Here is a 15,000-nt window from a genome sequence, read left to right on the forward strand (position 1 = left end):
GGGGGGTGGGGGTCAGACGTGGGCCGCCTCCTGGCCGGCGGGGGCGGGTGCGGGGGTGTCGGCGGCCCTGGTGAGCGCCTCGCCCTCGACGTCCACCCGGGGCAGGATCCGGTCCAGCCACTTCGGCAGCCACCAGGCCTTGTGGCCGAGCAGGGCGAGCACGGCCGGGACGAGGGCCATCCGCACGACGAACGCGTCGAGCAGGACGGCGGACGCGAGCCCGAACCCGATCATCTTGATCATGGACTCGGTCTCGCCGACGAACCCGGCGAACACCGCGATCATGATCAGCGCGGCGGCCGTGACCACCCGTGCGCTGTGCCGGAATCCCGAGGTCACCGCCTCGGCGGGGGTCTCGCCGTGGACGTACGCCTCCCGCATCCGGGAGACGAGGAAGACCTCGTAGTCCATCGCGAGGCCGAAGACGATCCCCACCAGGAAGATCGGCATCAGGCTCATGATCGGGCCGGTGGTCTCCACGCCCAGCAGGGAGGCGCCGTGGCCCTCCTGGAAGACCACGACGACCGCGCCGAGGGAGGCGAGGACCGAGAGCAGGAAGCCGAGGGCCGCCTTCAGCGGGACCAGCAGGGAGCGGAAGACCACGAGGAGCAGCACGATCGCGAGGCCCACCACCACGATCAGGTACGGCACGAGAGCGGACTGCACCTTCTCGGAGATGTCGATGTTCAGCGCGGTGGTGCCGGTGACCTCGAAGGTGGAGCCGGTGCCGGACTCCAGGCCGGGGCGTTCGTCGCGGATGGTGGTGACGAGGTCCTTGGTCTTCTCGCTGGTGGGCGCGGTGGACGGGACCACCGAGAAGACGGCGGTGTCGCCGGAGGCGTTGAAGCGCGCCGGGGACACCGAGACGACGCCCTCGGTCGCGCCGATCTCCTGGGCGATCGTCGAGACCGCCCCCTTGGCGTCGTCGTCGCCCTTCGCGTCCACGACGACGGTCAGCGGGCCGTTGAAGCCGGGACCGAAGCCCTCGGCGAGCGCGTCGTAGGCGCGGCGCTCGGTGGTGGAGGTGGACTTGGCCTCGTCGCCGGGCATGCCCAGCTGGAGGGAGGTCATCGGCAGGGCGAGGGCGCCGAGGCCGACCACGCCGAGGATCAGCACGGGCAGCGGGCGGCGCAGCACGAACCGGGCCCAGCGGGTGCCGCCGTTGTCCTTGGCCTCCGCTTCGACGCGGCCCTGCTTGCGGTCCTTGCGGCGCAGTACCGCGTTCGGCCAGAAGCCGAGGAAGGCCGGGACCAGGGTCAGTGCGACGAGTACGCCGACGACGACCGCGCCCGCCGCGGCCAGGCCCATCTTGGTGAGCATCGGGATCCCGACGACGGCCAGCCCGGCGAGGGCGATGACGACGGTGAGCCCGGCGAAGACGACGGCGGAGCCGGCCGTGCCGACCGCCAGGGCCGTGGCCTCCTGGGGGGCGCGGCCCTTGCCGCGTTCCTCCCGGTAGCGGGAGACGACGAACAGGGCGTAGTCGATGCCGACGGCCAGGCCCAGCATCATCGCCAGGGTGCCGGTGGTGGTGGACAGGCCGAGGGCGTCGGAGAGGGCGAGGATCGAGGCCATGCTGACGCCGACGCCGACGATCGCGGTCAGCAGCGGCAGTCCGGCGGCGGCCAGGGAGCCGAAGGTGACCAGGAGGACGACCGCGGCGATCGCCACACCGATCACCTCGGCCGCGCCGCCCGCGCCGCCGCCGTCGTCCATGGCGGTGCCGCCCGCGTCGACGGTCAGCCCGGTGTCCCGGGCCTCGTCCATGGCCTTGTCCAGCTGGTCCCTGCTGGCGTCGGTGAGGTCGTTGGCGGCGACCTTGTAGGTGACGGTGGCGTACGCCGTCGTGCCGTCCTTGCTCACCGCCTTCGCCTGGAAGGGGTTCACCGCGGAGGCGACCTGGGAGCCGTCGGCCAGTTCGGCGACGGCGGTCTCGACGGCCTTCTTGTTCTCGGCGGCGGTGACCTTCTCACCGTTCGGCGCGACGAAGACGACCCGGGCGGTCGCGCCGTCGGCGGTGGCGCCCGGGAAGCGCTGCTCCATGAGGTCGAACGCCTTCTGGGACTCGATGCCCGGCATCGAGAACTCCTCGTCGGCCGCGCCCGGCGCCTTCAGGGCGCCCAGCCCGACGGCGGCCAGGACGGCCGCCCAGACCAGGGCGACGTACCAGCGTCGCCGGAAGGCCAGGCGGCCCACGCGATAGAGAAAAGTAGCCACGGCGAGGGTCTCCACATCTGGTGCCGGACGGTCCGTCCAGGCTGTCGGGACGAGGGCCGCGAAATCGTCGTGCGCCTGCCGACATTTCCCGCTACTCGCAACGCAGTACGTGACGGCTTCCGCGTAGGCCGCAGGGACTACCCCGGGCCAGGGGGAACCGGGGCGCGTGTTTTGCTGTGTTCCCTCTGTGAGAGCACCACGTCATTGAGGCTTGACCAGCCCCAAGGGGGAACAGCAGCAGTGAAGTTCAGACGACTCAGACTCGCCGGAGCCGCCGTGGGCGCGCTCGCCGTGGCCTGGACCGCGTCGCCGGTGTCGGCGGCCGCGTCGCCGGTGTCGGCGGCCGGATCGCCGGTGTCGGCGGCCCCGCAGACCACGCCCGCACCGCCCGCCGCACCGACCGTGCCGACCCTGACCTGGTCGGACTGTCAGGGCGGCTTCGAGTGCGCGAACGCCCAAGTGCCCCTGGACTACCGGGAGCCGCAGGGCAGGACCCTCACCCTCGCCGTCATCCGCAAGAAGGCCGCCGACCCCACCCGGCGCAAGGGCACGCTGTTCGCGCAGCCGGGCGGTCCCGGCAACTCCGGCGTGGACTTCGTGCGCAACAACTACGACGACCTGCCGGCCGCCCTGCGCGAGAACTTCGACGTCTTCGGGTACGACGTGCGCGGAGTCGGCCGCAGCTCCCAGGTCGTGTGCTGGGACGACCCGACCTACACCCGGGCCGTCACCGCCGCCAAGGGCGCCCCCGGCCCCGACGCCTACGAGCCCGCGGTGCGCCAGGCCGCCGACTTCGACCAGGGCTGCCAGGACAACGCGGGCGACCTGCTGCCGTACGTCGGCACGCAGTACGTGGCCCGGGACATCGACCTGCTGCGCCAGGCGCTCGGCGAGCAGCAACTCACCTACTACGGCCGCTCGTTCGGCTCCTACATCGGTACGGTCTACGCCGCGATGTTCCCCAAGCGGGTGCGGGCGCTCGCGCTCGACGGGGCGTACGACCCGGAGCACTACACGCATCAGCCCTACGCCTACGACCGGCCCCAGTACCTCGCCCTGGACGGGGCGATGAGCCGCTTCCTGGACTGGTGCAAGGCGAACCAGGCGACCTGCGGCTTCGGTGACGGCGACCCGCGCGGGGCGTTCGAGAAGCTGAAGGCCGACCTGGACGCCAACCCGGTGCCCACCGCCAACGGGGGCCAGGCGAACGGCTACACCCTCGTCTACCGGCTGATGTTCAACATCAACGAGGGCAAGGTCATCTGGCCGTCCTTCGGTGAGGCCCTGCGCAAGGCGCAGCTGCGGGACAACACGTCGTTCCTGCTGCGGCCGCCGTCCCCGGCGAGCTTCGACTTCCTCAACCCGAACGTCGTGGTCGAGTGCGTCGACAAGAAGTACCCGAGCGACCCGGCCCTGCTGAAGCGCCAGGTCACCACCAACGCCAGGCTCGCCCCGCTGCTGGGCCCGGCCATGGCGTACGGCCCGCCGACCTACGACCACCAGCACGCCACGGCCTGCGTCCAGTGGAAGGGCGAGCACACCAGCCGCTACTCCGGCTCCTTCCGGGCGAAGGGCTCCGCGCCGATCCTCGTCATCGGCAACACCGGTGACCCGGACACCCCGTACCAGGACGCGGTGGCGCTCTCCCGTGAGCTCGACAACGGCCGCCTGCTCACCTTCGAGGCCGAGGGCCACACCGCGTTCAACCGCAGCGCCTGCGCGACGGACGCGATCACCGACTACCTGGTGAACCTGAAGGTCCCGGCCCGCGGCACGAGGTGCGCGGACGAGACCCAGCCGCCGTCGTCCACGCCGACGCTGGCCCCGCCCGGCACGACGCTCTCGGAACTCCGCAACGGCGTCAACGAGCGGGTCGACCGAATCGGTTCACTGCGCTGACCGTCCGGACCCTCCGGACCGACTGCCCCTGCCCGATCCGTCGTGGGTGGGGGCAGTCGGCGTTCCGACGAACACATGAGGGGGTTTCCCTTCCGGTGATCGGTCACGAGCCGCAGCCCGCGCCCGCCTTCACCGTCCGGCGGCGCGAGCGGCACCCGGTCCCTGGGCGCGGTGAGCCGGAGGGAGGAGGGCCCGCCGGCGTGCCGAGACGAGTGCCTTGCCTGTCCAAAGGGACGGCAACAAATGGAAAATCGCTGTTTGATTTCCGTGGACTTTTCGTGGATACCGGCCGGTAGATCACCCACGCCACCCATTGCCGCCATTCCGGACTGATAGCTTCCGCCGCACCGGCCTGGGGGAACTCCGTTGCCGGTGACCGACCTTCACAAATGAATCCAGGCGGAATTCCTTGCGTACCACTCGTGAATATCCAGGAGGACGGCACCGCTGGGTGCCGAAAAGCCGGCGCGGGAGAATAGCCGCGTCCGCCGGTCTGTCCCTGGTGGCCCTGACCCTCGTCGCCCCTCTCGCGTCCGCGGCCCTGACCGACCCCGCCGACCCGGCCCCGAGCCCGAGCGACCGTGTCACCGACACCTCGCAACTCCCCTCCGGCTGGCAGAAGTCCGGCGACCGGATCGTCACCTACGACGGTGACGGCACCGGACTGCACGTCCTGGTCGCCGACGCGGCCGACGCCTACACGTGGCACACCGCGGCCACCCTGTCCGAGCCGGGCATCGAGACCGACCAGTGGATCGGCCAGACCTGTGTGACCGGATCCGGCGACCGTGCCGTCGTGGTCTATGCGCCCCGGCAGGCCGTGAACGACCAACAGGCCTTCCAGCAGGGCGCGTTCGCCGCCGTGGTCGACCTCGCGGACGGCAGGGTGACCAAGCTGCCCGAGCTGGTCTCCCTCGCCTACTTCAACCCCGGCTGCGGCGACGGCGAACAGGCCGTCCTGACCCGGCCCCAGGGCGACGACACCGAGCTGCTCACCGTCGACACCGCGCGGGCGAAGCTGGTGCGGCAGCAGACCGTGGCCGGTCAGCTGACCTCCGCCGTGCCCTTCGGGAACGAGATCGCGGCCGCCCGAGGCGACGCCGTGGTCTCGGTGGACGCCAAGGGCACGACCACCGCCCTCGCCAGAACCGGCGGTACGCCCTTCCGGCTGGTGCCGGACGCGCACCGCGGGCTCGCCTACCAGGTGCCCGACGGCGAGCGGGTCCAGGTGCGCCGGGTCACCTCGGTGGGCGCCGACCAACTCCTCGGCTCCGGCACGCTGGGCTCCCTCGCGGTGCACGGCAACGGCGGCCGGGTCTTCGTGACCGGCCAGGACGCCGAGCACGCGGTCAAGGCCAAGGAGCTGCCCAGCAGTTGGCGGACGCTGGACGTGCCTGCCTTCGCCGAGGTCTCCACCACCGGCTCCCTCGCGCTGACCTCCGTCGGCAACGGCACCGAGGCGGCAGGCGGCAGGAAGGCCGCCACAGCGGACACCGCACAGCCCGTCGGCATCGACGCCGTGCTGCCCGGCAGCGACAGCAGCGTCGGGTTCAAGGTCGTGCCCAAGGCCGCGGCCCAGGGCACCGAGCAGTCCCCGGCCCTGTCCGACGGGGTGCACACCGACAGCATGACCCCGGGTGACGACGACCCGTCGACCTCCACCACCGACCCCGACCGCGCCTGCGCCGTCACCCGCAACGACCCGAAGCTCCAGTCGCTCCAGCCCTCGACCGCGCAGGTCGAGTGGGCGACGGACCTCGCCGTGCGGGGCGAACTCGACGTGCGCCGGCGCAGCGGCTGGAACGGCAGCGAGCTCCCCTCGTACACCCCGCAGGGCCTGTTCCCGTCCACCCCGCTCAAGGGCGGCGGCCGAGTCCCCGCGCAGGTCATGCTCGGGGTGCTCTCCCAGGAGTCCAACCTGCTCCAGGCCAGTTCCCGGGCGGCAGCGGGCGAGAGCGGCAACTTCATCCAAGGCGGTTACTACGGCAACGCCGGCAGCGTCCACACCGTCAACTGGGCGGCGGCGGACTGCGGTTACGGCATCGCCCAGGTGACCAGCGGCATGGCCAAGGCGGACACCGTCTACACCGCCGAGCAGCAGCGGGCGATCACCGTGGACTACGCGGCCAACATCGCCGCGGGTCTCCAGATACTCCAGGACAAGTGGAACCAGCTCTACGACCGGGGCCTGCTCGTCAACGGCGGTGACCCGAAGTACCTGGAGAACTGGTGGCTCGCGCTGTGGGCCTACAACAGCGGCCTCAACCTGCCCAGTTCGACCGACGCCAGCGACCCGTGGGGCCTGGGCTGGTTCAACAACCCGGCCAACGGCCTCTACCCGGCCGACCGCACGATGTTCCTGTCGTCCGGCTACGACGACGCCCGCACCCCCAACCTATGGACGTACCCGGAGCGGGTGCTCGGCTGGGCGGCCTACTCCCAGCAGAAGACGGACCCGGCGACCGGGGCGACCGTCAGGGCGTTCACCGTCGGCGACTGGCCCGGCGGCGCGCCTGCGGCCGAGCCCGCGCACGACACGTTCTGCAAGCCGGCGGTCAACGACTGCGACATCACCAAGCCGCGCAAGGTCGAGGGCTCCAGCCAGCCCGAAGGGCCCTGTCAGCGGGATGACTTCAAGTGCTGGTGGCACCAGCCGGTGAGCTGGACCGACTGCACGGCCACCTGCGGCACCGAGGTGCTGAAGTACGCGGTGACCGACCCCGAGCCGAAGGTCGCCGCGCCGCACCCGGCGGCCTGCTCCTCCAGGCTCCCGGCCAACGCCCTGATCGTGGACGACGTGCCGGACACGGTGAAGTTCCGGGTCGGGTCCGCCAACCCCTGTGCGGGTGAGAGGAACTGGCGGAGCCGGGGCACGCTGACGTTCACCTTCGGGTCGGCGCGGCAGAACGGGGCGACCGTCTACCCCTCGAAGATCGACTTCCATCAGCTGGGGGCCGGGTTCGGTGGGCACTTCTGGCTGACGCACACGCGGGTGCCGGCCTATACCGACTCGGTGGTCACGGGTACCTGGACTCTGGACCGGGAGGTGGTGGGGTCGGCGGAGGTTCTGGTGCATCTGCCCGACCATGAGGCGAACACGCCGTCGGCCGCGTATCGCATCGATCTCGGGGACGGGACGGTCGTGGAGAAGACGATCTCGCAGGACACGGGTGGGAAGAACGCGTGGGTTTCCTTGGGGTCGTACGACTTCAAGGGGACGCCGAGTGTGTCGCTGAGCTCGGCCACGGCTGACGGGACGGGGGATGCGTCGATCGCCTGGGATGCGTTGGCTTTCGTACCGGCACCGGTACCGGCACCGGTACCGGTGAAGCGGTAGGTGAGTGCCGCGACGGTTGTCTCCCGTCTGACGCGCCGTCGTGGCTGGTCGCGCAGTTCCCCGCGCCCCTAAAAGCCGTTACTGAGCGCCCGTCGTCAGTCACCGGACCGACGGCGGGCGTTCCCGTGCATGCACTCCTGGACGCGCAGAAGCCCACGGCAGCGGCGCCCCCCAGGGGCGCGGGGAACTGCGCGACCGGCCACGACGGAGCCGCACCCGGCACGATCCTCGCCCCCACGGCGGTGCCCCGACCCCACACCGGCGGTCCCGCCGGGGGACTCACCCCAGAGCGACCCCCGCCCGTGCCGCCGTCACGAACGCCTTGATCAGGGTCGGGTCCTTGATGCCCCGGCTCGCCTCCACCCCACTGGAGACGTCCACGCCCCAGGGGCGGGTGACGTCCACCGCCTCGCGGACGTTCTCCGGGGTCAGGCCCCCGGCGAGCAGCCACTTCTCGCCCGCGCCTGCCACCTGCTTCCTCGACCAGTCCCAGGCGATGCCGGAACCCGGTACCGGGGCGTCCAGGAGGAGCATGTCCTCACCGAACTCCCCGCAGCGCGGCACCGAGTCGCCAAAGGCGGCAGCGCGGATCAGGGGCCGGCCGTCCGTCGCCAGGGAGGCGTAGTAGTCGCGGTCGTCGGGGCCGTGCAGCTGGACGGCCCCGATGCCGGACTCGGCGGCCACGGCGCGTACGTACTCCAGGGGCTCGCGGCGGAACACCCCCACCGTCAGGACGCTCTCGGGGATCCTGGCGGCCAGCCGCGCGGCCGTCGCGGGGTCGATGCGGCGCGGACTGTCGGAGAACACGAATCCGATGGCGTCGGCGCCGGCCTCGACGGCCGTGTCGACGTCCTGCTCGGTCCTCAGGCCGCAGATCTTCACGAAGAGCGTCATGCCGCCCACCGTATCCAATTCGTATGTGTGAACAACGATCACATACATAGCCGTTGACCCGACCATGGCAAGCGCTTACTGTCCGAAGAATACGTGCCCCCGTCACCACACACCATGGAGACGAACGATGCGCCTGAGACCCCTCATCACCTCCGTCGGCCTCCTCGCCGGCACGCTCGTCGCACTGTCCGGCACCACCGCGCAAGCCGCCACCACCCGCTACGAGGCCGAGACCGCGCCCGCCATCTGCACCGGAGCCGTCGAGACCGAGTACGCCGGCTACTCCGGCAGCGGATTCTGCAACGGCACCAACGCCACCGGCGCCTACGCCCAGTTCACCGTGTCCGCACCCGCAACGGGCACGGCGACCCTGAGCGTCCGCTTCGCCAACGGCACCACCACCGCCCGTACCGCGAACATCATCGTGAACGGCTCGACGGTCTCCTCGGCGTCCTTCGAGTCCACCGGCGCCTGGACCGGCTGGACCACCAAGACGCTCACCGTCCCGGTGACCGCGGGCAGCAACACGGTCCGGCTCCACCCGACGACCGCGAACGGCCTGCCCAACGTCGACTACCTGGACGCCGAGACCTCCGGCACCACGACCCCGCCGTCGAGCAGCGCCCTGTACGTGTCACCGACCGGCACCGACAGCGCGGCCGGCACCATCACCGCGCCCACCACGCTCACCTCGGCGATCAGCCGCATCACGCCCGGCGGCACCATCTACCTGCGGGGAGGGACGTACGCCTACTCCTCGACGGTGACCATCCCGGCCGGCAACAACGGCACCTCCGGCGCCCGCACCACGCTCTCCGCCTACCCGGGCGAGACACCGGTGCTCAACTTCTCGGCGCAGAGCGAGAGTTCCGCCAACCGCGGGCTCCAGCTCAACGCGAACTACTGGAAGATCTACGGCCTGGTCGTGGAGCGCGCCGGCGACAACGGCATCTACGTCGGCGGCAGCGACAACGTCGTCGAGCGCACGGTGACCCGCTTCAACCGGGACACCGGGCTCCAGCTCGGCCGGATCGCCTCCTCCACGCCGGCGAGCCAATGGCCGTCCAACAACTTGATCCTGAGCGCCGAGTCGCACGACAACGCCGACTCCGACGGTGAGGACGCGGACGGCTTCGCCGCCAAGCTCACCACCGGCACCGGCAATGTCTTCCGGTACGCCGTCTCGCACAACAACATCGACGACGGCTGGGACCTCTACACCAAGACCGACACCGGCCCGATCGGCCCGGTGACCATCGAGTACTCCCTGTCCTACGGCAACGGCACGCTCAGCGACGGCTCCCAGGCCGGCAACGGCGACCGCAACGGGTACAAGCTCGGCGGCGACGACATCGCGGTCGACCACGTGGTCCAGCACTCGCTCGCCTACGGCAACGGCCACCACGGGTTCACGTACAACAGCAACCCCGGCTCGATGACCATCACGAGCAACGTCTCCGTCGCCAACACGGAGCGCAACTTCAACTTCGAGAAGGGCACCTCGGTCTTCCGCTCCAACACCTCGTGCGACAGCGGCGGCAACGACCGGTACGTCGGGAACGCCGACAGCTCGAACCAGTTCTGGACCGGCACCAACGGGTCCCGCTGCTCCTCGTACTCCGGCGCCCTGGGCTGGTCGTTCGCCTCGAACGGCAGCCTGGTGGTGACCTTCGGCGGCAGCCCGGTCACGCTGTAGAACAGGGGACCCCGAGTACCGCACCCGGGGTCCCCCGCCACGAACCACCGTGGCCGAGACAGGCATTGGCACTCCCCGGCCACAGCAATCCCTTGAGTCGCTCGGCGCGCGGCACTCACTCTGAGTCCTGGCTTCCGCTCCACAGGGCGGAGGCGTTTCAGCGTTCAGGGGAGGACGTCCACACATGCGAAGACTCCACGCCCTTTGGGCCGTGGCGGGAGCGGCCGGGCTGCTCGCCGGGGTTGTCACGCCCGCGGCGGCCGGTCCCGCGTCACCGCCCGACCAGTCGGGCACCACGCGGACTCCACACGCCGAGACCCAGACCGTCACCCTCATCACGGGCGACCGGGTCTCGGTCACCACCGGACCCGACGGCAGGTCCGCCGTCGACATCGAGCGCGGCAAGGGCCGTACGGCCGCCACCTTCCTGTCGACCGAGAGCGACGGCGAGGTCAGTGTCCTGCCGGTGGACGCGATCCCGCTGGTGAAGGCGGGCCGTCTCGACCCGGCCCTGTTCAACGTCACCCAGCTGGTGAAGCAGGGATACGCGGATTCGAGGACCGGGACCACCCCCGTCATCGCGACGTACAAGAGCGGCGGTTCGGTCCCTGACGGCGCTCGCCGGACGCTCACACTGCCCGCGATCGACGGGGCCGCGCTGAGCGCGAGGAAGTCGACCTCCTTCTGGGCCGACATCGCCCCCGCACTGGGCACCGATCCGACCACCAAGGCCGCGAAACAGCTCGGCGAGGGCATCGACAAGATCTGGCTCGACGGCAAGGTGCAGGCGTCCCTCGACGTGAGCGTGCCGCAGATCGGCGCGCCCGAGGTGTGGAAGTCGGGCTACGACGGCAAGGGCGTGGACGTCGCGGTCCTCGACACCGGCGTGGACACCGGGCACCCGGACCTGGCCGGGAAGATCGCGGAGACGCAGAGCTTCGTACCGGGTGAGACGGTGCAGGACGGTTTCGGTCACGGCACCCATGTGGCGTCCACGATCGTCGGCTCGGGCGCTGCCTCCGGCGGCCGGTACAAGGGCGTGGCGCCGGGCGCGGCACTGCGCGTCGGCAAGGTGCTCGACAACACCGGCCGCGGCCAGGACTCCTGGATCATCGCGGGCATGGACTGGGCGGCCAGATCCGGCGCGAAGATCGTGTCGATGTCGCTCGGCGGAGACGCCACCGGCCCCTCGGACATCCTGAGCGAGACCGTCGACGAGCTGTCCGCCGCCACCGGCACCCTCTTCGTGATCGCGGTTGGGCAACTCCGGCCCCTCCGAGCAGACCGTCGGCACCCCGGGCATCGCCGACTCCGCGCTGACCGTGGGCGCCGTGGACAAGTCCGACAAGCTGGCCTCGTTCTCCAGCCGCGGTCCGCGCGCCGGTGACTACGCGGTCAAGCCCGAGATCACCGCGCCCGGCGTGGCCATCACCGCGGCCCGCGCCACGGGCACCAGCATGCCCGGCAGCACACCGGTCGACGACCACTACTCGACGGCGAGCGGTACGTCGATGGCGACCCCGCATGTCGCGGGCGCGGCGGCGCTGGTCGCGCAGGCCCACCCCGACTGGACGGGTCAGCAGATCAAGCAGGCGCTGGCGACCACGGCGAAGACCATGCCGGGCGCCGACGTCTTCCAGCAGGGCGACGGCCGGGTCGACGCCGTACGGGCCGTCGGTCAGGGCGTCTTCGCGACCCCGACACTGAGCTTCGGCAAGTACGAGGAGACCGACACCGAGGCCGCCGACAAGGACATCACGTACACCAACACCACGGACAAGGCGGTGGAGTTGAAGGTGTCCTCGTCGCTTCGCGGCGCCACACCGCACGCGGACACGGTGACCGTCCCCGCGAAGGGCACCGCCACCGTCGCGGTCACCGTCGACCCGGCGAAGGAGGCGACGGGCCGGTACACCGGCCACATCACCGCGAGCGCCGACGGTGTCCTCGTCACCACGGCCGTCGGCTTCGAGAAGCTGCCGAAGACCTACGACCTGAAGGTGTCGCTGGTGGGCCGGGACGGCAAGCCGACCACCTGGTCGTCGATCTTCGTGCTTCAGGAACTGAACGGCGCCTACCCGGACACGTACGGGTTCATCGGCAAGACCTACACCTTCAAGGTGCCGGCCGGTACGTACTCCACGGCGTCCTGGATCTCGCAGCGGGACGCGGCCGGACTCGAACGCGACACCTCGATCGTCGGTGACCCGGAGATCAAGGTCGACAAGGACACGGAGGTGGTCCTCGACGCCCGCAAGGCGGTCGAGATCAAGCCGAGGACCAAGGAGGACTCCGAGTTCCAGGGCTTCAGCACCAGCTGGCACCGGGAAGGCCCGGGCACCGCCTTCGGGGTGGTCTACAGCCAGGGCTGGTGGACCGACCACGTCTATGTGGCGCCCACCGAGAAGGTCACCCAGGGCCTGTTCGAGTTCTCCCCCAAGTTCCGTCTGTACGCCAAGGAGCTGACGGCGAGCGTCACCGGCCCGGAGAACTACGCGCTGCCCCTCGACTACGCGCAGACCGACATCGGTCTCCCCGTGAAGGTCAGCGGTGACCACACGGTGCGCGCGGTGGACGCCGGCAGCGGAACCGCGGCCGACTTCGCGGGCCTCGACGTCAAGGGCAAGGTGGCGGTCGTCCGGGTGAGCGCCGGTGCAACGGCGGACGAGGCACTGGCCAACGCCACCGCGGCCGGGGCCGGTTACGTCCTCGCCTACCACGACTCGCCCGGCTACTGGATCTCCTGGGTGAAGAGCGCGAGCATCCCGCTGATGACCGCCACCGGTGAGGACGGTGCGAAGCTCGGCGCCCTGCTGAAGAGCGGGAAGAAGGTCAAGCTGAAGCTGGCGGGCACTCCGGTCGGCCCGTATGTGTACAACGTGATGTTCCCGCAGGTGGGAGCCGTCTCGGCCAACCAGACGTACCACCTGGACAGCTCCAACACGGTCAAGCAGACGGTTCGTTACCACGGAGCCCGGGCCGGTGACGTCGGCAAGGACGCCGTGTACCTGTACCGCCCCTGGCAGAAGACCGACATCGCGACCACCACCAACGTGCAGCTCGGCAGGGAGCGCACCGAGTACTACAACCTCTCCGACAACCGGATCTGGCACGCCGTCTATCCCGACTGGCAGGCGAACCGGCCTCAGTGGGGTCCCCTGCGAACCTTCGACAAGGCGGGCAGGCAGCCCACCGAGGACTGGCTGGGCCAGGTCGTCCGCCCGGCGACCACCGCGCAGGCCGGCCTCTCCCAGCGCACCGGCGACAAACTCACCTTCCGCGTACCGGAGTTGAGCGATTCGGCGCCGGGCCACTACGGATACGCGGACAACGTCCAGGACACCGCGCAGGGCAGGCTGTACGCGGACGGGCAGGTGGTCGGCGACACCGCACTCGGCGGCTACGGCACCTTCACGGTCCCGGCGGCGAAGTCCTCGTACCGCCTCGTGGTCGACACCAAGCGCACGGCCGAGTGGGCGGCGTACTCCACCGGCACCCACACCGAATGGTCCTTCGCCTCGGCGCACACGGACCAGCAGACGGCGCTCGGGCTGCTCTCGGTCGACTACGACGTGGCCGGGATCGACCTGCTCAACCGTGCCGAGGCCGGGCACACGTCGAAGCTCGGCCTCTCCGTCCGGAACCAGTCGGGCGGCATCACGGCCGCTTCCCTGACGGCCTGGGTCTCGTACGACGACGGCGCCTCCTGGAAGGAAGTGAAGGTCAAGCACGGCACGGCGGAGCTCAAGCACTCGAAGAAGGGTGCCCGGTTCGTGTCGCTGCGCGTACGGGCCGCCGACCAGGACGGCAACACGGTCGACCAGACGGTCGTACGGGCGTTCGGCCTGAAGTAGGCGACCGCCGCCGGAAGTCGCGAAAACTCTTAACAAAGACCGTCTACCGTGCCGGGCCATGGTGAACACGGCACACGACCCGGCCAGGGAGACCCCTGCCGCGAGCCCCTGGGCCGCGGTGGGGGTCTCCGCGTTCGACGAGCTGTTGTACCAGGCCATCCTCAACCAGCCCGACGCCGGCGCGGCCGGCTGGGCGCTGCTGACCGGTGCCTCCCCGGCCCGGGTCCGGGAGGCCTGCAACCGGCTGCTCGCCCTCGGACTGCTGCAACCACCGGACTCCATGGGCGGGTTACGCGCGGTCGACCCCCGCGTCGCGATCCGCGCGCTGATCCGGCGGCGCGAGACCGAGTCCGAACTGCTGGCCGCCGCCTCCGAGGAGATGGCGACCGCGTACGAGGCGGGGCTGCTGCGCGAGGAGCCGTCCCGGCTGGTCGAGGTGGCCTCCGGCGAGGGCGCCATCGCGGCCCGCCTGGAGGAGATGTACGCGCGCGCGGAGCGCGAGGTGTGCCTCTTCGACACACCGCCGTATCTCGCCCCGCCCGCTCCGCAGGTGGATCTCCAGGCCGATCTGCTCAGCCGCGGGATCGTCTCCCGCGGGATCTACGCGGCGACCGGCCTGGGTGATCCGAAGGTCCTGTCCCGCGCCCTGAGAATGGTCGAACTCGGCGAGCAGGCCCGGGTGTTGCCGACCGTGCCACTCAAGCTGCTGGTGGTCGACGGATGCCGGGCGCTGCTACCGCTGACCGCCTCCTCGGCCGGCGGCTACTGTGCCGTCGTCGTGTGGCACTCGGCGGTGACCGAGGCCCTGCAAAAGCTCTTCGAGCTGGCCTGGCAGCAGGCGACTCCCCTGGGTCAGGCGGCCGACGACAGCGAACTCTCCGAGAGCGAGAAGACGTTGACCCGGCTGCTGGCGGCCGGAATGAAGGACGAGGCGGTGGCCCGCCATCTTGGGGTGAGTCTGCGGACCCTGCGGCGGCGGGTGAGCGAGTTGCAGGAGCGGCTGGGCGCGGCGAGCCGGTTCCAGCTGGGGATGCGAGCTTCTCAACGCGGCTGGGTGTAGCGGTTGCGGCCCCTGTGGGGCGATGGGCCGCCCTCCCTGGCCG

Annotated in this window: 8 protein-coding genes; 6 read left to right on the plus strand and 2 right to left on the minus strand. The window is 70.7% G+C overall.

The genetic code is table 11. The features are described from left to right. Window positions 1–12: 12 nt before the first annotated feature. Window positions 13–2,217, minus strand: coding sequence for an MMPL family transporter (locus ACFULQ_RS39155; protein ID WP_383553693.1), 2,205 nt, complete (start codon window positions 2,215–2,217; stop codon window positions 13–15). Between the two features lie 240 nt (window positions 2,218–2,457). On the opposite strand from ACFULQ_RS39155, the gene ACFULQ_RS39160 reads away from it, so the two are divergent. Continuing rightward, on the plus strand, window positions 2,458–4,116 hold the full coding sequence (locus ACFULQ_RS39160; RefSeq protein ID WP_383553696.1) for an alpha/beta hydrolase: 1,659 nt from the start codon (window positions 2,458–2,460) through the stop codon (window positions 4,114–4,116). Window positions 4,117–4,567: 451 nt separating this feature from the next. Continuing rightward, window positions 4,568–7,453 (plus strand): hypothetical protein, encoded by a 2,886-nt coding sequence (locus ACFULQ_RS39165; protein WP_383553698.1) that lies wholly within the window; start codon window positions 4,568–4,570, stop codon window positions 7,451–7,453. 279 nt (window positions 7,454–7,732) lie between these two features. Here the strand turns inward: ACFULQ_RS39165 and ACFULQ_RS39170 are convergent, their stop codons facing one another. Continuing rightward, complete coding sequence (locus ACFULQ_RS39170; protein ID WP_383553700.1) at window positions 7,733–8,347, minus strand: phosphoribosylanthranilate isomerase; 615 nt, start codon at window positions 8,345–8,347, stop codon at window positions 7,733–7,735. 127 nt (window positions 8,348–8,474) lie between these two features. On the opposite strand from ACFULQ_RS39170, the gene ACFULQ_RS39175 reads away from it, so the two are divergent. From ACFULQ_RS39175 to ACFULQ_RS39190, 4 genes are all read left to right on the plus strand, one after another. Continuing rightward, window positions 8,475–10,043 (plus strand): carbohydrate-binding protein, encoded by a 1,569-nt coding sequence (locus tag ACFULQ_RS39175; RefSeq protein ID WP_383553703.1) that lies wholly within the window; start codon window positions 8,475–8,477, stop codon window positions 10,041–10,043. 184 nt (window positions 10,044–10,227) lie between these two features. Further along, entirely contained in the window at window positions 10,228–11,430 is a 1,203-nt protein-coding gene (locus ACFULQ_RS39180) for a S8 family serine peptidase (protein ID WP_383553705.1), read from the plus strand. After that, window positions 11,360–13,897 (plus strand): S8 family serine peptidase, encoded by a 2,538-nt coding sequence (locus ACFULQ_RS39185; protein WP_383553710.1) that lies wholly within the window; start codon window positions 11,360–11,362, stop codon window positions 13,895–13,897. Before ACFULQ_RS39180 ends, ACFULQ_RS39185 begins: the two co-directional genes overlap by 71 nt. Before the next feature lie 58 nt (window positions 13,898–13,955). After that, the gene (locus ACFULQ_RS39190) at window positions 13,956–14,957 is read left to right on the plus strand and encodes a response regulator transcription factor (protein WP_383553708.1); all 1,002 of its coding nucleotides are present in this window, start codon (window positions 13,956–13,958) and stop codon (window positions 14,955–14,957) included. Window positions 14,958–15,000: the final 43 nt, after the last annotated feature.

This window comes from Streptomyces sp. NPDC057253, assembly GCF_042669125.1.
Lineage (GTDB): Bacteria > Actinomycetota > Actinomycetes > Streptomycetales > Streptomycetaceae > Streptomyces.

Excerpts from the sequence above, each read along its gene's own strand:
- ACFULQ_RS39180 (WP_383553705.1), top strand. The coding sequence starts at position 10,228 with ATGCGAAGACTCCACGCCCTTTGGGCCGTGGCGGGAGCGGCCGGGCTG.
- ACFULQ_RS39190 (WP_383553708.1), top strand. The coding sequence starts at position 13,956 with ATGGTGAACACGGCACACGACCCGGCCAGGGAGACCCCTGCCGCGAGC.
- ACFULQ_RS39170 (WP_383553700.1), bottom strand. The coding sequence starts at position 8,347 with ATGACGCTCTTCGTGAAGATCTGCGGCCTGAGGACCGAGCAGGACGTC.
- ACFULQ_RS39175 (WP_383553703.1), top strand. The coding sequence starts at position 8,475 with ATGCGCCTGAGACCCCTCATCACCTCCGTCGGCCTCCTCGCCGGCACG.